Consider the following 18965-nt stretch of genomic DNA (forward strand, 5'->3'; position numbering starts at 1 on the left):
GCGAGCCGTCCGGCGCCGGACCAGGAGGCACGGTGAGAGTCCTGCACGTCATCACCGGCCTCGGCGTCGGCGGCGCCGAACAGCAACTGCGCCTGCTCATCGGCGCGTTGCCCGCCTCCTGCGAGGTCGTCACCCTCACCAACCCCGGGGCCGTCGCCGAGGGCCTGACCGCCGACGGCGTACGGGTGCACCACCTCGGCATGGCCGGCAACCGCGACCTGAGCGCCCTGCCGCGCCTGACCCGCCTGATCCGCCGCGGCCGTTACGACCTGGTCCACACCCACCTCTACCGCGCCTGCCTGTACGGGCGGGCCGCCGCCCGCCTCGCCGGCGTCCGTACGGTCGTGGCCACCGAGCACTCGCTGGGCGCCGCCACCATCGAGGGCCGCCCGCTCGGCGCCGGGGTGCGCGCCCTGTACCTGGCCTCCGAACGCCTGGGCACCTCCACGGTCGCCGTGTCCGCGACGATCGCCCGGCGGCTGCGCGAGTGGGGCGTCCCCGCCCGCCGCATCCACGTGGTGCCCAACGGCATCGACGCGGACCGCTTCCGCTTCGACCCGCTGCTGCGGGCCCGCGCCCGCACCCTGCTCGCCCTGCCGCACGACGCCTTCGTGATCGGCGGGGTGGGCCGCCTGGTCGCGGGCAAGCGCTTCGACGTCCTCATCCGGTCCCTGCCCCATCTGCCCGGCGCGCGTCTGCTCCTGGTGGGCGGCGGCGAGCAGGAGACGGCGCTGCGGGCGCTGGCGGCGCGGCTGGGCGTGGCCGGGCGGGTGTGCTTCGCGGGCGAGTGCGCGTACGAGGGCGGCGGCGGGGGCCTGGACCTGCCCGCCCTGCTCGCCGCGGCGGACGTCCTGGCCTCGCCGTCGGCCGACGAGGCCTTCGGCCTGGCGGTGGTGGAGGCGCTGGCGGCGGGCCTGCCCGTCGTCTACGCGACCTGCCCCGCCGTCGACGACCTGCCCCCCGGCCAGGCGCCGGGCGCGGTACGGGCCGACCCGGCGGGCTTCCTCACCGCGCTGCGGGCCGCGAGCCAGGCACCGCCCGGCCGCCTGCCCGTGCCCCCGGCCGTCGCGCACTACACGATCGCCGCCTCGGCGGCCCGTCTGACGGCCGTCTACGAGGCCGCCCTGCACAGCACGACCCCCGTCCTCGGCAGACAGCACCCGCCCCTCGCCGCGAACGCCCCGGCCACCCCCGACGCCCCGGACCTCTCGGCCCGCACCGACACCCCGGACCCCACCAACACCCCGGTCCCCTCAGCCCCGTCAGACCCCTCAGACCCCTCAGACCCGTCAGTCACGTCAGGAGTGAGCGCACGATGAGCCGATCCCCCAGCCCCTGGCGCCGGATGCAGTCGCACCCCGCTGCCCGGCCGCTGCCGAGGTGGTGGCCGCTGCCGGTGTGCGCGCTGCTCGGCGCGGCCGCGGGCGGTGTGTACGGGCTGGCCCGGCCCGCCGAGTACTCCGCGACCAGTTATGTCGTGGTGACCCCCACCGGCACGTCGGACCCGGCGACGGCCCTCGGCTTCGCCCAGGCGTACGGGCGGGTCGCCACCCAGGTCGCGGTGGTCGGCGACGCGCAGACCTGGGCCGGGGTGCCCGCCGACACGATCCGCCGCAAGGTGCAGACGGCGACCTCCCCGGACGCGCCGATGATCGCCATCACCGGCACCTCGGAGCGGCCGGCCGAGGCCGCCGACATCGCCAACGCGGTGGCCCGCTCGCTCACCGTCAACGGCGCGCACACCGAGGCCAGTACGGGCGTGCGCCTGGTGCAGTTCTCGCGAGCGGCCCGCCCCGTCGATCCCTCCTCGGCGTCCCCCTCCCTGACCGCGCTGGTGGGAGGCTGCGCCGGTGGCCTGACCGGGGGTCTCGTCCTGCTCGTCCGGCCCGCCCGGCGCGAGCCCGCGCCCGTACCGGCGCCCGCCCTGCCCGTCGGCGCGCCCTACGGGGGCGCCCGGTGACGGTCACGACGGCCCGGGACACCGCCCTGGTGGCCGAGGTGTGCACGGACAGCGGCCGCTTCGCGGGGCTGGCGCGCGAGTGGCGGGACCTGCACGGCCGCTGCCGCACGGCCACCCCCTTCCAGAGCCACGCCTGGCTGCACTCGTGGTGGACGTCGTACGGCGTGAGCGGCAGGCTGCGCCTGGTGCTGGTGCGCCGGGACGGCGAACTCGTCGCCGCGGCCCCGCTGATGCTGGTCTTCCGGCCCTTCCGCACCCTGGTGCCGCTGGGCGGCGCGATCACCGACTTCACCGACGTGCTGCTGGACGACTCCTGCGCGCCGCAGGCGGCGCGGACGCTGGTGGCCGCGGTGCGGGAGGCGGCGGGCGGCGCGCTGGTGGACCTGCACGAGGTACGGCCGGGCAGCGCGGCCGAACTGCTGCTGGCCCACTGGCCCGGCCTGAGCGCCCGCCTGCCGGACTCGGTGTGCCTGGAGCTCCCGGCCGCCCCCCTGGACGAGCTGCTGGCCCGCCTCCCCTCGAAGGCGGCCCAGCGGGTACGCGCCAAACTCCGCAGGATCGACGCGCTCGCGGTGGACGAGCGGGCGGTGGCGCCCGGGGAGGTCCCCGCCGCCCTCGACACCCTGCTCACCCTGCACCGGTTGCAGTGGCGCGGGCGCGGGGTGACCCGCGAGCACCTGCGCTCCCGGTTCGCCGAACACCTGGACCGCGCGGCGCGGCTGATGGTGGCTCAGGGCGAGGCGGTGCTCACCGAGTTCCGCCTGGACGGCACGGTGGTGGCCTGCGACCTCACCCTCCAGTCCCCGTCCCTGTCGGGCGGCTACCTCTACGGCGCCCACCCCGTCCTGCGCGCGCACAAGGTCGACGTGGCCACGATGCTGCTGCGCACCTCCGCCCGCCGCCTGGACGGCAGTGGCCGCGCCGTACTGAGCATGCTGCGCGGCTCCGAGACGTACAAGGGCCACTGGCGCCCCGGCACGGTCCGCAACGAGCGCTTCCTGCTGGCCCACGGCACCCGCGCGGCCCCCCTGCTGTGGTGGTGCGCGGGATACCTGCGGGCGCGGCGCCGGGCGGCGGTGATCGTACGGGGGCTGCGCGCCCGGCGCCAGGCGGTTACGGCCGGTAGGCCGTCCCGCGCGAACGGGCCCAACTCCCGTCAGGGCAGCGGGGCATAGGGATCGGCGCGTAGAGGGGGCGAGGGGCCCCGTTCGGCCATCCCCGCCCACCCGGCGCCGGAATGCACCACCGGAACGAAAGCCTCGCCCCCACAATTGCGGGCATGCTGATTCCTTCCGAACTCCTGCGACTGGACGAGCGTGTCCACGCCTGGCTGCCCCACTCCCCCGGCACCTGGGGCATGGCCAACTGCGTGGTCGTGGGCTCCGAGTCCGACGCCCTGCTGGTGGACACGCCCTACACCGCCGGCCTCACCCGCGCCCTGCTCGCGGCCGCCCGCCAGGTCCTTCCGCCCGGGGCCCGGTTCTCGACCGTCGTGAACACCCACGCCAACGGCGACCACAGCTACGGCAACGGCCTCTTCCCCGACGCGGAGATCATCAGCACCGAGGCGAACCTGGCGCACCTGTGCGCCGAGCCCACTCCCCCGCAGCTCCAGGCCGTCCTGGACGGGTGCCGGGCGGAGGTGCCCTTCGAGCGGTATCTGCTCGCCCACTTCGGCCGCTACGACTACACGGGAATCGACGTCGTCCCGCCGACCCGCACCTTCAGCGGCCGTCTCGACCTCCTCGTCGGTTCGACGCCCGTCGAGCTGTACGAGGTGGGCCCCGCGCACACCGCGGGGGACCTGGTGGTGCACCTGCCGGAAAGCGGTGTGGTGTGCGCCGGGGACGTCCTGTTCGCCGGGGACGTGCCGGTGCACTGGGCCGGACCCCTGGACGGGGTGATCGCGGCCTGCGCGCGGATCCTCGCCCTCGGCCCGCGCGTCGTCGTGCCCGGGCACGGGCCGCTCATGGGGCAGGACGAGGTGCGCGCGTACATGGCGTATGTGGAAGAGGTGCGCGGACGCGTCCACGAGCTGCACCGCGCCGGTACCGGAGTGGAGGAGGCCTCGCGGGTGGTGCTGCGGGAGCTGCGGCGTCCGGGGCTCGGGCTGTGGGAGCGCCTCGCCGTCCTGACGGCCGTGGAGTACCGCCATCTCGACGGCTGTGACGAGCCGTTGAACCTGGTGAACGTGCTGGACGCGGCGGTGCGGCTCGCCCCGGACTGCGTACCGGATGCGGTCGCCGGGCGGCCGGAGCTGGTGGCGGGGCTGCGGGACCGGCTGCCGGGCGGGCAGCCGGTGGCGGCCGAGGGCTGACGGACCCGCCCGGCGGGCGGCCGGTACCGGGGTCCTCGCGCACCCGGCACCGGCCGCCCGCCCCTCCCCCGCCGCCGCTCACGCCGCGCGGCGGGCTCTCCCCTCGCGCCCCGGCGCGGCCACGCCCGGGAAGTCGAACGGGGTGAGGACGAAGGTCAGCCGCGTCAGGCCCAGCGCGTGCGCGCGGGTCGGGATCTCCTCGACCAGCCGGCAGACCTGGAGGCCGCGCCGCGGATCGGGATGGCGCAGAACGCGCAGCGGGCCTTCCGGGTGGGCGAGGTCCGCGGCGCCGTCCGGGGCGCAGCCCTCCAGCGCGTCGCGGCACAGGGCGCGCAGCGAGGGGCGGCGGTGCACATCGGCGTGCAGGGCGCGCAGCGCGGAATCGTGGGGGTACTGCTCGCGCGCCGCGGCCAGCGCGGACAGCAGGGAGATCCGCCAGTCGGCGTGGTTGGCGAGGATGCTCCCGGCCTCGGGATGCAGCAGGCCGAACCGCAGGAAGCTGACGGCGGGATCGGCGTCCGCGTGCGCGCCCAGACCCGCGAACAGGTCGTGGTAGGCGTCGTTGGCGGCCTGCACCTCCCACCGGTGGTCGATCAGCAGGGCGGGCAGCGACAGCGCGTTCATCATGACGTCGTAGTCGGCGAGGACCGCCTGCGCTGCCTTGCACGATGCCCGTCCGCCGTGGACGGGAGGCCGGCGCACCCGGGCGGGAAAACGGCCGACGGTGAGCCGGAACAGCCGCTCCACCTGGTAGTCCGACATCTCCAGGACGTCGGCGAGGGCGAGGAGCTTGCCGTCGGTCCACTCCTTGACCCGGCCGCGCTCCCAGTTGCCGTACGCGCGCGAGCTGACCCCGAGCCGTTCGGCCACGGCCTCCTGGCTCAGCCCGAGGCGGCTGCGGCGGCCCCGGATGAGCTCCTGGAGCGGTTCGGGGCGTGCGGGCCGGCCACCCGTCCCCGCCCGCGCCGGGTTCTCGAACCCCAAGACCTCACGCATACCCACCGTCATGGCCATCCCCGTCCCCGTCCCCGTGGTGCGGGATCCCCGGGCCGCTCCCCTGGGGGCGGCCGCCTGGTGAAGTCCCGCGCGGCGACGTTGTATTGACACTCCGTCACCTTTGTCGTGATCCTGCAACTCCCCCACCACCCATGTCAACCAGGCTTTCCCGCCGGGGAAAGCCGGCTTTGCCCCGGGGGGTGGGTTCAAGCCGCCGCAGTCGTTACGCTCGGGCCTTCGAGGAGCGACGGCGGGGTACGACCAGGGGGTGCCGTGACTGACGCCTGCGGGCTCGACGCGATGCTGGACCGCGTACAGGCCCTGATCGAGGAGCTGGAACGGCGGCCGGAGGACGTCCTGGACGCCGTGGAGCTCTCCTACGCCTCGGGGGTGCCCCCGGCGGACGTACGGGAGCTGCTCGCCGGGGGGCGGGTCGCCGACCCGGGGGTGGCGGCCCGGGTCCAGCAGCGCCTGGAGCTGCTGATGAACACCCGCAGGAGGTGCGGCGACGGCGTCGTGCGGCCCGTGGGGGAAGCGGTGGCCCCGCACACCCAGGCCGAGATCGCCCAGGGCATCGGCGTCACCCCCCAGGCACTGCGCGCCTACCGCAAACCGGACCATCCCGCCGTCCCCAGCGTCCACACGGTCCTCGGCATCAGCGAGTGGTTCCGGGTGCACTCCGGCTGGCTCACCGAACCGGCCGACCGCGCCCTGGCCCGCGTCCTGCGCGAGCGGCTCCAGGAGCTGGAACGGCAGTCCGCCCAGCGGGAGATGGAACGGCTCCTGCACGACCGGGGCGTACGCGCCCACGCCTTCCGGGCGGTCGGCGCGCTCCCCCGGCAGAAGCTGGAGGCGCTGATGACCCTGCTCGGCTGCGACCCCGAGAGCACCGATCCCGCCGAATCCACCGGCCCCCCGCCGCTCGGCGCCACCCCCGGCCGCTGACCCACTCCCCCACCCTCCCCTCCCCCCCCCACCAGCCACTTCCACGTCCCACGCCCCGAGACGCCCCGGCAGGAAGACCGCACCCCCAGGAAAACGACCATGGCGAGAACTCTCCCTCCCTCACCACGGGCGGTTGACGCTGTGTCCGCCTCCCGGTAGAAGCGGGGCGCGCGGCGTCACGCCGTCCGCCAAGTGACCGGATTTCGCTGGGAAATCCCCTTTCCGGAAGCGCCGTTTCCTGGTGGAGTTCCCGCTCCTTCGATAGGCATCGTGTCCCGCGCAGAACGCGGCAGCACGGCAAGAGCCACGAGCAGGAGGGGATCCATGCACAGCCTCGCGTCACCGGACCGGGAGATCGGGTACGAAGGCCGGAGCGTGGTGTACGAGACGTGCTGGCCGGACGGTCCGCAAGGAGAGGGCGGGCTGCTCTTCAGCAGTCTGGCCACCGCGCAGCGGCAGGCCGAGCACGCCTATCTCCGCGTGGCGGTGAACGGCCCGGGAGGCGGCGCCCCGCCCCTCGCGCCGCGCGACGGCACCGGACGCCTGTCGTGGTTACGGCAGGACGCGCACGGGTCACGGGCGTATGAGACATGGAGTCTGCTCGACGGGGGTGAGAGGACTCCGGTCTCCATCAGCGCGCGGCCCGTCCACGACGGCACGGTGGCGCCGGCGACCCTGACGACCTGGCGGACGTTCCCCCTGCCGCCCGCCCCGCCCCGCCACACCCGGGGCAGGCCCGCCCACTGCCGCGCGAGCCCCGTCCACCGCGCCACCGCTCCCCCGGGGCCGACGGCCGTCCCGTACGACTCGCACGGCTCGTATGGCTCGTATGGCTCGTCCGGCTCGCACGGCCGGGCGGTGTCGTCGGTCGAGGAGCTGCTGGCCCGCTTCCGCGACCACCCGGACCTGTCCGAGTCGATGTACGCGCTGTGCGGCTTCGACATGTCCTGCCGCGACCACGGGGAGGTGCTGACGGTGCCCTCGGGCGTGCCGGTGGAGGGCTTCGCCGGAGACGACGTCGGCGGTACCTATTTCCTGTGCGGCGACCCCGGCGGGCAGCGCGCCGTGGTGTACGCGAGCCCCGAGGGCGAGGGCGGCCTGATCGCGGACAGCCTCGGCGACGCGCTGGCCGTCATCGTCGGACTGCCGGGCTGGCAGGACTGTCTGCGGTTCTCGGGCGGCGGCAGCCTGACGGCGATGCGGGCGGCGGCCGCGTACCTGGAGAACGACCTGCGCCGGGTCGAGCCCCACCTCACGGCGCGCCGTGCCCGCCTGGCGGAAGCACTCTCCCTCGACCTGCCGCCCGTCCACCTGCTGCTGGCCCGGCTGCGGGACGCGGTCGCGCGGACCACCCCCGCGTACGTCCTGAAGACCGCCCGGGGCGACACCTGCACATCCCTGTTCGGCCGGCTGACGCCTGCCGACAACCCCGGCTGGAGCGGCCCGTAGCGGTCCGCGATTATCACGCCGTGATAGGTCGACGACCGCCCGCGCGGCCCGTTCGACCTATCACGGCGTGATAGCTCGCGGGGTTCCCCGGCCGCGCGAGACCCGCGCGTCCGTCGCCGGTTGGCCGCTGTCGGACCGGGTGTCCGGGCGACGGGGGACCGGGTGTCAGGGGGGCCGGGTGTCAGAGGGGGCCGGTCGCCCTCGTTCGGCCCCTCCTCAGCCGGTCGTCGACGGTTCCGTCGAGGCGGCGGCCCGGTCCCGGGCGGCCTCCTCCTGGAGCCGCTCCACCATCCGGCCCCGCTCCACGGGCGTCATCCGCGAGATCGCGATCTCCGCACAGGCGACGCCGTCGGTCCAGGGCATCTTGACGACGGGCCGAGCGGCGGGGGCCTCGGGGCGCTGGGCCGGGAGGTCGCTTCCGTGGGAGGGGGACACGGGAGCGGGCTTGAGGGCGGGCTCGGGCGCGGAAACAGGGACCGGATTATCACGCCGTGATAGGTCGGCCTCGGGGCCCCGGCCATCACGCCGTGATACCTCGGCCACTCCCCCGGCGCCCGACCCGGCCGCGGTCCCGGTCGCCACGGCCGCTCCCGGATTATCACGCCGTGATAGGTCGGCCCCGGGGTCCCGGCTATCACGCCGTGATAGCTCCGCTGCACCTTCGGGGCTATCACGCCGTGATAGATCCACCTCGTCCTCGGGGCTATCACGGCGTGATAGGTCGGCCTCGGGCTCCCGGTTATCACGCCGTGATAGATCCGCATCACTCGCCGAGCCATCACGGCGTGATAGCTCGCCGCGCTCCGCGTCGCTCCCCCCGCCCGGATTATCACGCCGTGATAGCTCGGCCGCCCGCCTGCTCGCCTCCCGGCGTTCCTCCGCCGCAGCCGCCCGGGCGTCGGCCTGGGCCCGCTGCTGCTCGGCGTCGTACTTCGACAGGTTCCGTACGTGCTCGACCTTGCGGCGGCCCTCCAGGAGATCGGCCTGGAGTTCCGGGGCCAGGTCGAGGACCGACAGCTTGGAGGAGATCGTGGACTGGGCGATGCCGAGGCGCTTGGCGGCGCGGCTCTGGGAGCCGTAGAACTCCACCAGCTTCTTCAGGGCGTGCGCCTGCTCCAGCGGGTTCATGTCGTCGCGGTGGACGTTGGCGACGAAGGCCGCTTCGAGGAGCGCCTCGTCGGTGGAGACGAGGGCGTTGTCGACGCTGACCCGGACGGTGGGGACGCCCGCGAGTTTGGCGGCGGCCAGCCGCCGGTGACCGTCGATGACGATGTAGCGGGTCTCGGGGTCGAGGTCGTCGGCCCGGTCGGGGCGCTCCCGCAGATACGCCTCGACGGAGGCGACGGTGATGGCGTTGACGAGACCGATCTCGCGGATGCTGTCGGCCAGACCGTCCAGATCCCGCAGCTGCTCGCGCGGGTTGTCGGGGTTCTGGCTGATGCGGCCGACGGGCAGTTCGGTGGGGTCGGGGACGCCGGCGGTGGGCGCGACGGTGGCGGCGCCGATGGCGGCCCGGCGTGCGGAGACCGCACGCGCCTGCCCGAACGACGACCCGGCTCCGAGGTTCTTGGCCTTGCTGCTCACTTGCTGATCTCCCGGGCGAGGGCGCGCAGCCCCACGGACTGGTCGCAGCGCGGGGCGTACGACAGGAGCGGACGCTTGACCCGTACCGCTTCCTTCTGTTCCTTCAGGTCTCCGATGACGCCGACGACGCGCGGGTCCTTGATGTCCATCCAGGACTGGAGGGAGGAGGTGGCGATGTAGCCGCGCCGGGCGTCGTAGTGGTTGACGACGATGCCGAGGTAGTCGAGCTCCAGGGCGAGGTCGGTCCGCATGTCCTCTATCTGCGACGTCAACAGGTCGTAGGCGTCGGCGCTGCTGTCCTCGGCCTGGACGACGATGAGGGTGCCGGAGTTGCCCGGTACCTCGTCGGGCCGGCGGCGTCCGTAGTAGGCGGCGGCGTCCATGCTCAGGCCGAGGCTGGGCGGGCAGTCGATGAGGATGACGTCGTAGTCGGCCTCGATGGGGGCGAGGGCCCGTTCGAGCGCGGCCTCCCGGGCGCGTACGGAAGCCAGGCGTACGTCGAGGAGGAAGGCGTCCGTGCAGGCGGGCAGGAGGTGGAGCCGGTCACCGAAACGGTCCTCGTCGATGGCGACGATCACCTCGCGCAGCTCGCCCTTGGCGTCGCCCGCCATGTGGTTGGTGAGGGAATCACCGCCCATGGGGAGGGGTTCCTGGCCGAGCTGCTTGGTGAGGTGGCCCTGCGGGTCGAAGTCGACGAGCAGCACGCGCTGGCCCAGACCGGGGAGGTCTTCGAGGGCCAGGGGGTCGTTGCCCCGGCCGTCCTCGCCGTCGTCGAGGAGCGCCGCGAAGTGCTTCGAGACGCGTACGGGCATGAGGGTCGCGGGGTCCTCGGCGAGGGCCTCACCCGTACCGGCGGTGATGGCGGTCTTGCCGACACCGCCCTTCTGGTTGCAGACCACGATGCGCCGCACGATCGCCGGGCGCCGCACGGCGGGGGCGGGGTGGTGGTCGAGCCAGACCTGTACGGACTGGGCGAGGCCCTGGATGAGGGAGACGCCCCGGTCCTTGCAGTCGCCTCGGAAGCCGGACCACTGCTCGGCGGGCAGGAAGGTGGCGAACGACTCGGCGCCGGAGGTGTCGATGGGGGAGAGGTTCGAGCCGAGGCTGCGCCAGGTCGTGATGCCGGTCTCGACGGCTTCCTGGATGTCGACACCGAGCTGGGCCGCCCGGATCTTCAACTCCTGGCGAAGCCGCAGCGGAAGCTTCGAGACGACCTTCTCCCGGTCGCTTCTGGATGCAGGTGAGGTGGGTGAGGTCATGGAACGTAACTGTACTAACGCCGAAGATCCTTTGATGGACCGACACGTTAGCTTTCTGACTTCGGGGGTGGGGGAGAGGGGGTGAAAACTACCCAATAGGGGTGAAGTGGACGGCGGGGGAGGGCAGTTATCACGGCGTGATAGGTCGGCCGGGGCTATCACGCCGTGATAGGTGGCGGCGCGAGAGTGATCGAGAGTGGTGGAGAGGACCGGATTATCACGCCGTGATAGCCGTGATAGGTCGCAGCGCGAAGGTGGTTGAGGGGGCCGGACCTATCACGCCGTGATAGGTCCGGCCGCGCCAGCTATCACGGCGTGATAGCTCGCAGCATCGGAGTGCGGGCGGCCTGCCGACGCCGCTCGCCGGGATGGAAGACCAGGATGATCATGCGGGCGCCGGGGGCGGCCATCGGCTGGGCGGCGCAGAGGGTGACCCAGCCGGGGCCCAGGGCGAGGTGGTGCAAGGGGCGTTCGTCGCCGTCCAGGGGAAGGTGGGCGACGGCCCGTTCGTAGATGGGGGAGGAGACGGGGTCGGCGAGGATCTCCTTCTCGATCTGCTTCAGCGTCTCGTCGTGGGGGTCGGCCGCGAGGGCACCGCGCAGATAGGGGAGGGCGAACGGCGCCCAGGCGTTGTCCCAGTCGGTCAGCACCGAACGGGCCGTGCGGTCCAGGGCCATCCAGCGCATGACGTTGTGCGGGGCCCGGCCGTAGGGGAAGAGCGCGGCGAAGGCGGCGTTGTGGGCGAGCAGGTTCCAGGAGCGGTCATGGACGTACGCCATGTGCGCGATCCCGTCGACGGCCTCCTGCCAGACCCCGGGGACCTCCTCGCCGGAGCGCGCGTTGAGGGGATAGGGGGGATCCTGCCCGAGGCCGTAGCGCCACAGCGCGATCCACTCCTGCTCGTTCATGCCCAGCAGGCGGGCGACGTCTTCGAGGAGATCGGCGGGCGGGTTGCCGTAGCGGCCGGACTCCAGGCGCCCGTACGTGTCGGGCGCGCGGTGCAGCAGCTGATCGATCTGGGCCTGGGAGAGACCGGGGGCGCGCCGGCCCTGCCGGGTGGGCCGGCGCAGGCCGTGGCTCTCGGGGGTGATGCGGGCGCGGCGTTCGCGCAGCAGGCCGCGCAGAGCAACCTTGTCCATGAAACGTGTTCCCCATGCGTGGGCGGCCCCGTCGGAGAGTCACGGGCGGCCGCCTCGGTGAGCTGAGCTGGTGCCGGTACGGGGGTTCAGCCTCCCCGGAAGGAGCACTGGGCAGTCGAACACCGCACCTCCGTGCGAACGTTTCCGGCCTGGCCCAGAGCCCTTCGTGAACCCCTGATGAACCCCTCGTGCGAGCCGGTGCCGTACAGGCCCACCGGTACGCTGCCTGGTCGGACAGGTGGCGATCAAGCGGTGGCGGCTGCGTGTGTGCGCCCGGCGCAGACACGCAGAGCGCCGACGGGGGCGAACCAGGTGGAGAGCGACAATCCGGCGCGGCGCACGGACCGGCTGCCGCCGGAGGCGGTCGAGTTGTACGGGCGGATCACCCGCCACGAGCCCCTGACGCCCGAGGACGGGCCGGTGCTCGCCCGGCTGCGGGAGCGCGGCCTGGTGGCGGTGGACGCCGATCTGCCGGACATCCCGATAGCCCTGGACCCACAGGAGGCGGCCCGGCGGCAACTGGACGCGGATCTGCGGGAGATGGCGGCGCGGGCGGCGCGCATGGCGGCGATACCGGAGGACGCGGACGAGCTGAGCGTGCACTTCGAGCGGGCCAAGTGGCGTTCGGGGCGCGGCTCGGAGTTCCTGACGGAACCCGGTCTGGTCAACGCCCGTATCGAGCACGCCATCAGCCAGGCCCAGGACGAACTGCTCACGGCCCAGCCCGGCGGACCGCGCCCCCCGGAGCTCCTCGCCCTCGCCATGGACCGGGACAGCCGCGCCCTGGAGCGGGGGGTGAGCGTGCGCACCCTGTACCGCGACAACGTCCGCGACGACGAGGCGACACGGCAGTGGGCGCGGGTGATGACCGGCAGGGGGGCCCAGTTCCGGACGCTCATCGGGCCGTTCCAGCGGTGCATCATCGTGGACCGGCGTACCGCGTTCATCTCCGACCACATCGTGAACTCCGTCCCCAGCCACGCCGCCTGGCACATCCTGGACCGGGCCGCGGTGGCGTACATGGCGGAGGGCTTCGACCAGGAGTGGCGCCGCGCGGAGATCTGGCACGGCGACCCCCGGGTCTCGGACGTGGCCGCCGGGGCCCGGACGACCCGGTTGCAGCGGGAGATCCTGCGGGACACGGCCGCGGGGATCGAGCAGCGGATCACGGCGCAGCGGCTGGGGATCGGGCTGCGCACGCTCTCGAAGGAGATCGGCAAGCTGCGGGAGCTGTGGCAGGTGTCCACGCTGGCGGAACTCACGTACCGCTGGGCGCTGTCGGCGGAACGGCTGATCGACGACGTGTGAGGGCGCGCGGGGGAGCGGTCGCGGAGAGCGCCGCGGGGGAGTGGCGGCGTCCACTGCCCGCACGGTTTTTCGGCGGAAAAATCATCAGGAGAAAACGCGGTCCACGCTGTTGCATGCTGGGCCCGGCCGACCGGAGAGGCCCGCGGCCTGGGGCTGTTCCGGTCCGTACGTCCGCTGTCACGGGGGACTGCCATCCGCGCGCATGCCAGAACCGGCAGTGCGGGGCCCGTCGCCGGACCCTGCCGGGCATCGCGCGGGGCCGGGTGCCCGAGCCGGGACACCCGGACGCTGCCGAGTCTCGGCACGCCTCCCGTGCCCAGCGGCGACGCGGACGTACCCACCCCCGGCCTCCCCGCGCGCGAGCGCACCGGCGGACCCAGGTGACGATGGAGTCACCGACGGGCAGGACCTGCCCACGTGTGACCGCACCCACGCCACCCATGGCGTCGAACGCGCTGACGAAACGATCCGTCAGCGCGTTTAATGCGGCCCATGCGCAAACGGGGTGACGACCAGTCCACAACGGCCCGCCCAGCGGCGGCCTTGCTGGCCCCGACGGCCCTGCTGACCCTGCTGACCCTGCTGGCGCTCTGCACGGCCGCCTGCGGCCCCTCAGCCGCCCCGGACGCCCCGGCCTCGTCCAGCGGCCCCAGCGGGGACAGCAGCCGCCCAGCGCCCCGTACAGGCTTCTCCGTACGCTACGAGCCCCCCTCGGCCCACGACCGCCCCGACGCCGCCTTCCTGCGCGGCCGCCGGCTCCTGGAACGCGCCTCCGCCGACCTCGACGCCCTCGTCCCCGGCCAACGCCTGGGCCCGGCCGTCGAGGTGGTCGCCCGCTCCTGTGACGGCGAGGGCTCGGCGTACGACGCCGAGGCCCGGCGGATCGAGATCTGCTACGACGACGTGGCCCAGGAGCGGGCCCTGTTCGTGGCGGCGGGGGTGCGCCCGGCGGACGACGAGGCCGCCGCCGTTCTCACCGAGACGGTCTTCCACGAGGCGGGGCACGCCTTCGCGGACGTCCTCGGTCTGGACCTGGGCGACCGGGCCGAGGAGGACACGGCCGACCGGTTCGCCGCCCTGATGCTGATCCGGCGGGGCCCGGCGGGGGAGCGGGAGCTCAGGACGGCGGCCCGGGAGTACGAGCTGTCGGCGGCGGCCGGGGACGCGGATCCGGACCCGGGTGGCGCGACGAGGGGCGAAGAGGCGAGGGACGAACACTCCTCGGACCTCCTACGGGCCACCCACCACCTCTGCCTCCTCCACGGCGCCGCCCCCGCCCGCACCGCCGACCTGGTCGGGACGGAGCTGCTCCCCCGTGAGCGGGCCGGTCGCTGCGGTGAGGAGTGGCGCAGGGTGCGCGAGACCTGGCAGAAACGTCTCGCTTCGGTCGCTGGGCCCAACGACCGAAAAGCCGCCGGGTCCAGCGACCGAAGCGACCGGAGCGACTCAAGGCCGGAGAAGCCTCGGGCCAGAACACAAAGAAGGCCCAGCAGGCGAGGACCGGCCGGGGTGACCGCCGGCGGAGCGACTGAAGCGACCGAAGCGACTGAGGCCCGGACCTTTTGGCGTGTCCCGGACCAGTCGCAGAGGCAGGTGCGGAACTCGGTCGCTTCAGTCGCTTGAGTAGCTGGGCCCGGAGGCCCTTCGGTCGCTGCCCTTCAGTCGCTGCGGAGGCCTTCAGTCGCTGTTACGCCCGGTAAGGGTGAAGGCGATTTGGGCGTTTTGCTCTCCCAGCTACTGAAGCGAGCGACCGGGAGGGCTTCAGTAGCTGTTCAGTCGCTGCCATGAAACCGCAGGTCAGAGGCGTGGAGGCCAGCAGAACAGCGACTGAAGCGACTCTGGCTCCTATATTAGGTAGCCATTTTGGCTTTTTCCTCGTGTGCGCGTCTGAGTGATAAGTAGGGGTTTTTAGTCGCTGTCAGTCGCTAATGGATCTCCACATGGCGCCTGACCTGGTGTTTTAGGCAGCACCGAAGGCAGCGACTGAAAAATCCTCAGTCGCTGCCCTTCAGTCGCTGGTCGCTCGTTGAGCAGCTGGGCCCGCTCCCGGCCCGCCCCGACACGGCAGGGCATTTTCCGTGGGCCTGCGCTCACCCGCCTCCATGCTTCGCTAACCTATGTCCGTCGTTGAGTCGCTTCAGTCGCTGAGTAGGGGAACCACATGACTGCTGAGCTGCGTTTTTCACGCAGCGACTCAGAGCAGTCAGCCCCTGAGCCGACGCTTGCTGAGCTAGCCGGGATGGGTCCGCTCGCCCTGGCCCGGGGCTGCGCTGCCCGTGACTGGCCGGTGCACCCGCTGGCGGCGGGCCGCAAGACCCCGGTGGCGAACTGCAAGCACTGCAGCCGCCCGGGCCACACCAGAAGCGGGTGCCAGTGCCTCGAGTCCCAAGGCCGCTGGTGCCACGGCTTCCACGCCGCCACCGTCGACCGCGCCCGCATCGAGCGCTGGTGGGGCCCCCGCCCCGACCTCGGGGTCGGGGTCGCCTGCGGAGCAGCGGGCCTTGTCGTGATCGACATTGACGACCACCCCCAGCCGCTCCCGGGCCGCGACCGCATCCTGCCGGGCATCGCGATCCACGACGACGTCGACCTGCGGGGCATGTCCAACGGCTTCCACACCCTGGCCGTCCTGGCCGCCCTGCGGGGCGAGAAGAGCCCGGCCGACGACCCCTCGACCCTGCGCGTGCGCACCCCCTCCGGCGGGCTGCACGTCTGGTACCGGGCCGCGGGCGACGGCCGCCGCTGGCACTCCTCCGTGGGCCAGGGCGGCGGCTGCTCCCTGGCCTGGCAGGTCGACGTACGCGCGCACGGCGGCTACATCGTCGCTCCGGGAACGGTCACCTCCGCCGGGAGGTACACCCCTCTCGAGGGCGCGGAGGAGCCCGCCCTCCTGCCTGCCTGGCTCGCCGACGAGCTGGAGCGGACGGGGCATCTGCGGAAGCAGCGGGTGCCCGCCCCCCAGCCCCTCCACCGCCCCAACCGCGCCCGCCAGGCCGTCATCGCCGCCGGCGGCGGCCGCGAGCAGGCCACCCGGGTCCTCGCCGCCGCCCTGGCCGAGGTCGCCGACTGCGCGGCCGTGGCCGAGGGCGCGGGCTTCACCGACAAGCTGAACCGGGCCGCCTACACCGTCGGCGGGCTCGTCGCGGCCGGGTACCTCGGGCAGGACGCGGGGGAGCGGGTGCTGCTGGAGGCGGCCGAGTACGCGCGCCCGGGCCAGGAGCGCCGGGCCGCCCCGATCGTGCGCGGCGGCATGGCCGCGGGCCTGCGCCGCCCCCTGGAACTCCGGAGCCGCCCGTGAGCGCCCCCGGCAAGGGCGGCGGCGGCCGCGGACGGGCCCACGAGGACGTGCTCTTCGACTTCGACCCGCAGACGGTCGCCTCGCAGATCCTGGCGCACACCCCGGACTCCCCGTCCGGGGAAGCCCTGTTGCCCGCTCAGACGGGCAGCCAGGGCCCTTCCGAGGCCCGTACGGGAGCAGCCCGGGCCGCCGCCCCGTCCGCGTCGGCTCCGGAGGCGCCCGGGCACGTCCCCTCCGCCGCCCGCACCGGCCTGCTGCCCGACACCCTCACCGACCGGGGCAACGCCAAGCTGTTCGTACGGCTCTTCGCGGACGACTACCGCCATGTGCCGGGCCTCGGCTGGTACCGCTGGGACACCACCCGCTGGCAGCTCGACGAGGACGACACGGTGATGTGGGCCGCGGGCGACCTGGCCGAGAACATCGCCGACAGCGACCCGCGCGGCTTCTACACCGCCCAGGCGCTCCAGCAGCACCGCCGCCGGGCCCTGTCGACGGCCGGGATGAACGCCATGCTCGCGCAGGCCCGTTCGGCGCCCGGCATGGTCCTCAACGCGGCGCTCCTCGACGCCGACCCGTACGCGCTGTGCACCCCGGCCGGGATCGTCGACCTGCGCACCGGGCTGCTGCGCACGCCCGACCCGAACAAGGACTTCCACTCCCGCTCGACCTCGACCGGGCCGCGCCAGATGCCCACCCCGCGCTGGAACCGGTTCCTGACCGACACCTTCGGCGAGGACGCCGAGTCCGCCGAGATGATCGGCTTCCTGCATCTGCTGCTCGGCTACTCGATCACCGGCGACGTCGGCGGGCAGATCATGCCGTTCCTGTTCGGATCGGGCAAGAACGGCAAATCGGTCCTGCTGGACGTGGTGATGAAACTCCTCGGCGACTACGCCGACGCCGGCCCGCCCGGCTTCCTCATGGCCCGCCCCTTCGAGGGCCACCCCACGGACCTCGCCGAGCTGCACGGCCGCCGCGTCATCGTCTGCTCCGAGGTCAAGCCCGGCGACAAGTTCGACGAGGCCCGCGTCAAGCTCCTCACCGGCGGCGACCGCATCAAGGCCCGCCGGATGCGCCAGGACTTCTTCAGCTTCCAGCCCACCCACAAGCTCTGGCTGCTCGGCAACCACCGCCCCGAGGTCGGCACCGGCGGCTTCGCCTTCTGGCGCCGCATGCGGCTGATTCCCTTCGAACGCGTCGTCTCCGACGAACGCAAGATCGACAACCTGGCGGACGTCCTGGTCACCGAGGAGGGCCCGGGCATCCTCAACTGGCTGATCGAGGGCGCCCGCCGCTACCTGGGCGGCGACAAGGACCTCACCGGGCCCGAGCGCGTACGGATCGCCACGACCGTGTACGCGGAGACCGAGGACCACACCGGGCGCTTCTTCGAGGAGACCTGCGCCCTGCACCCCGACCACCGGGCGGAGCAGACCCGCCTCTACGCCGCGTACCGGGCCTGGTGTCAGAATGAGGGAGCACCCGTCATCACCTCCCGCGCGTTCGCCGCGCGCGCACGCGAACTGGTCGGGCTGGCCTCGCCCAAGGAGATGATCTTGTCCAATTCGCGGAAGTACTACCCGGGCATCGGACTGCTCGCCGACGAGGAGAGGGCATGAGCTCCCTGATCACGGACGACGAGATCAGCCACGAGACCGAGCTGGTCTGGCTGGAGGACATCTCCCGTCTGGACTACGTACGCCAGAGCCTTGACCGGCTGCCCACGCGGCGCAGCAAACCCGCCTACCACCGTGACGGGCGCATGGTCGGCTACGCGCTGCTGGGCCCCAAGGCCAAGGCGTCCCCGTCCTCGGGCACCTGGCGCCGGCGCGTGTTCTGGGTGCTGCCCCACGACCGCGACAGCGAACCGGACGGTCTGTACGCGACGGGGGCGCCGGCCGAGGCCATCGACCCGCGCACGCTCGCCCCGGGCAGCAAGGGCCGCAAGACCGAACGCTCCGAGGGCGGCCCGCCGTCCTCCGCGATGCGCGAGCTCGGGATAACGCTGCCGCTCTGAGACGCCCACGCGCCCCGGCACGGCACGGCTACCAGGTGGCCCCCGCCGGCTGCCGCGTCGTCGCGTTGAGCCGGTTGAACAGGTTCGTCAGGGCGATCAGCAGGGTGAGCGCGGCGAGCTGCCGCTCGTCGTAGTGCCGGGCCGCCTCGTCCCACACGGCGTCCGGCACCGGGTCGGGGCGGTCGGCGAGCCGGGTCGCGGCCTCGGCCAGGGCCAGCGCCGCGCGCTCGGCCCCGGTGAAGCAGCCCGCCTCGCGCCACGCGGCCACCGCGTGCAGCCGAAGATCGCTCTCCCCGGCCTTCCTGGCGCTCATCACGCCCCCGTGCACGCAGTAGCTGCACCCGTTGATCTGGCTGGCCCGCAGATGCACGAGCTCCAGCGTCGACTGGGGAACCCCGCCCTGCTTGGCGGCCTCGAAGACGTCCAGGAGGGACCGCATCGCGCCGGGCAGCACCACCGCGGGGTTGCGCATCCGGGCCGGGCGCTGCGTCGTCGGGGCGGTCATGGTCTGCCTCCTCGTGCTCGTCTCACCCAGCCCAACGAGCCAGTACGGCAAACGGGACGTGGGCGGCGCGGGGAAAAGCGCCCGAACGGAAAAAGCCGGGCTGGGGGGGGGGGGGGGGGGGGGGGGGGGGGGGGGGGGGGGGGGGGGGGGGGGGGGGAGGGTGGGGGGGGGGGTGCTTGGCGGAG

Annotated in this window: 16 protein-coding genes; 11 read left to right on the top strand and 5 right to left on the bottom strand. The window is 73.4% G+C overall.

All coding sequences use genetic code 11. The features are described from left to right. Positions 1-32: 32 nt before the first annotated feature. The 4 genes from AC069K_RS29065 (at position 33) to AC069K_RS29080 (ending at position 4277) form a co-directional block, all read left to right on the top strand. On the top strand, positions 33-1319 hold the full coding sequence (locus AC069K_RS29065; RefSeq protein ID WP_478621347.1) for a glycosyltransferase: 1287 nt from the start codon (positions 33-35) through the stop codon (positions 1317-1319). Beyond that, positions 1316-1960: a YveK family protein gene (locus AC069K_RS29070; protein WP_478621349.1), complete on the top strand. Its 645-nt coding sequence runs from the start codon at positions 1316-1318 to the stop codon at positions 1958-1960. The genes AC069K_RS29065 and AC069K_RS29070 overlap by 4 nt, the downstream gene beginning before the upstream one ends. Beyond that, the gene (locus AC069K_RS29075; protein WP_478621351.1) at positions 1957-3135 is read left to right on the top strand and encodes a GNAT family N-acetyltransferase; all 1179 of its coding nucleotides are present in this window, start codon (positions 1957-1959) and stop codon (positions 3133-3135) included. The genes AC069K_RS29070 and AC069K_RS29075 overlap by 4 nt, the downstream gene beginning before the upstream one ends. Positions 3136-3239: 104 nt before the next feature. Continuing rightward, on the top strand, positions 3240-4277 hold the full coding sequence (locus AC069K_RS29080) for an MBL fold metallo-hydrolase (RefSeq protein ID WP_478621353.1): 1038 nt from the start codon (positions 3240-3242) through the stop codon (positions 4275-4277). 78 nt (positions 4278-4355) lie between these two features. Here the strand turns inward: AC069K_RS29080 and AC069K_RS29085 are convergent, their stop codons facing one another. After that, complete coding sequence (locus AC069K_RS29085; protein ID WP_358834556.1) at positions 4356-5273, bottom strand: MmyB family transcriptional regulator; 918 nt, start codon at positions 5271-5273, stop codon at positions 4356-4358. A 273-nt stretch (positions 5274-5546) separates the two neighbouring features. Here AC069K_RS29085 and AC069K_RS29090 point away from each other — a divergent pair, with 273 nt between their 5' ends. Together AC069K_RS29090 and AC069K_RS29095 are read left to right on the top strand one after the other, a co-directional pair. After that, positions 5547-6218 carry a hypothetical protein gene (locus AC069K_RS29090; RefSeq protein ID WP_358834555.1) on the top strand — a complete coding sequence of 224 codons (672 nt, stop codon included), beginning with the start codon at positions 5547-5549 and terminating at the stop codon, positions 6216-6218. 324 nt (positions 6219-6542) lie between these two features. Further along, positions 6543-7667 (top strand): hypothetical protein, encoded by a 1125-nt coding sequence (locus tag AC069K_RS29095; protein ID WP_365110478.1) that lies wholly within the window; start codon positions 6543-6545, stop codon positions 7665-7667. A gap of 216 nt (positions 7668-7883) precedes the next feature. On the opposite strand, the gene AC069K_RS29100 is transcribed toward AC069K_RS29095, so the two are convergent. From AC069K_RS29100 to AC069K_RS29110, 3 genes are all read right to left on the bottom strand, one after another. Next, positions 7884-9251 (bottom strand): ParB/RepB/Spo0J family partition protein, encoded by a 1368-nt coding sequence (locus AC069K_RS29100; protein WP_478621357.1) that lies wholly within the window; start codon positions 9249-9251, stop codon positions 7884-7886. Next, complete coding sequence (locus AC069K_RS29105; RefSeq protein ID WP_365110473.1) at positions 9248-10510, bottom strand: ParA family protein; 1263 nt, start codon at positions 10508-10510, stop codon at positions 9248-9250. Before AC069K_RS29105 ends, AC069K_RS29100 begins: the two co-directional genes overlap by 4 nt. 308 nt (positions 10511-10818) lie before the next feature. Beyond that, entirely contained in the window at positions 10819-11649 is an 831-nt protein-coding gene (locus tag AC069K_RS29110; protein WP_365110470.1) for an MmyB family transcriptional regulator, read from the bottom strand. 312 nt (positions 11650-11961) lie between these two features. Between AC069K_RS29110 and AC069K_RS29115 the strand changes: the two genes are divergently transcribed. The 5 genes from AC069K_RS29115 (at position 11962) to AC069K_RS29135 (ending at position 18275) form a co-directional block, all read left to right on the top strand. Further along, entirely contained in the window at positions 11962-12957 is a 996-nt protein-coding gene (locus AC069K_RS29115; RefSeq protein ID WP_478621360.1) for a TrmB family transcriptional regulator sugar-binding domain-containing protein, read from the top strand. A 492-nt stretch (positions 12958-13449) separates the two neighbouring features. After that, entirely contained in the window at positions 13450-14580 is a 1131-nt protein-coding gene (locus AC069K_RS29120; protein WP_478621362.1) for a DUF4344 domain-containing metallopeptidase, read from the top strand. Positions 14581-15196: 616 nt separating this feature from the next. Beyond that, entirely contained in the window at positions 15197-16255 is a 1059-nt protein-coding gene (locus AC069K_RS29125) for a bifunctional DNA primase/polymerase (RefSeq protein WP_478621364.1), read from the top strand. Between the two features lie 47 nt (positions 16256-16302). Continuing rightward, positions 16303-17877 carry a DNA primase family protein gene (locus AC069K_RS29130; RefSeq protein ID WP_478621394.1) on the top strand — a complete coding sequence of 525 codons (1575 nt, stop codon included), beginning with the start codon at positions 16303-16305 and terminating at the stop codon, positions 17875-17877. Continuing rightward, positions 17874-18275 carry a DUF6009 family protein gene (locus tag AC069K_RS29135; protein ID WP_358834948.1) on the top strand — a complete coding sequence of 134 codons (402 nt, stop codon included), beginning with the start codon at positions 17874-17876 and terminating at the stop codon, positions 18273-18275. The genes AC069K_RS29130 and AC069K_RS29135 overlap by 4 nt, the downstream gene beginning before the upstream one ends. A gap of 28 nt (positions 18276-18303) precedes the next feature. On the opposite strand, the gene AC069K_RS29140 is transcribed toward AC069K_RS29135, so the two are convergent. Then, on the bottom strand, positions 18304-18780 hold the full coding sequence (locus tag AC069K_RS29140; RefSeq protein ID WP_365110458.1) for a carboxymuconolactone decarboxylase family protein: 477 nt from the start codon (positions 18778-18780) through the stop codon (positions 18304-18306). Positions 18781-18965 lie beyond the last annotated feature (185 nt).

Source organism: Streptomyces sp. NPDC043908, assembly GCF_056435525.1.

Excerpts from the sequence above, each read along its gene's own strand:
- AC069K_RS29070 (WP_478621349.1), top strand. The coding sequence starts at position 1,316 with ATGAGCCGATCCCCCAGCCCCTGGCGCCGGATGCAGTCGCACCCCGCT.
- AC069K_RS29080 (WP_478621353.1), top strand. The coding sequence starts at position 3,240 with ATGCTGATTCCTTCCGAACTCCTGCGACTGGACGAGCGTGTCCACGCC.
- AC069K_RS29085 (WP_358834556.1), bottom strand. The coding sequence starts at position 5,273 with ATGCGTGAGGTCTTGGGGTTCGAGAACCCGGCGCGGGCGGGGACGGGT.
- AC069K_RS29095 (WP_365110478.1), top strand. The coding sequence starts at position 6,543 with ATGCACAGCCTCGCGTCACCGGACCGGGAGATCGGGTACGAAGGCCGG.
- AC069K_RS29105 (WP_365110473.1), bottom strand. The coding sequence starts at position 10,510 with ATGACCTCACCCACCTCACCTGCATCCAGAAGCGACCGGGAGAAGGTC.
- AC069K_RS29110 (WP_365110470.1), bottom strand. The coding sequence starts at position 11,649 with ATGGACAAGGTTGCTCTGCGCGGCCTGCTGCGCGAACGCCGCGCCCGC.
- AC069K_RS29120 (WP_478621362.1), top strand. The coding sequence starts at position 13,450 with ATGCGCAAACGGGGTGACGACCAGTCCACAACGGCCCGCCCAGCGGCG.
- AC069K_RS29125 (WP_478621364.1), top strand. The coding sequence starts at position 15,197 with ATGGGTCCGCTCGCCCTGGCCCGGGGCTGCGCTGCCCGTGACTGGCCG.
- AC069K_RS29135 (WP_358834948.1), top strand. The coding sequence starts at position 17,874 with ATGAGCTCCCTGATCACGGACGACGAGATCAGCCACGAGACCGAGCTG.
- AC069K_RS29140 (WP_365110458.1), bottom strand. The coding sequence starts at position 18,780 with ATGACCGCCCCGACGACGCAGCGCCCGGCCCGGATGCGCAACCCCGCG.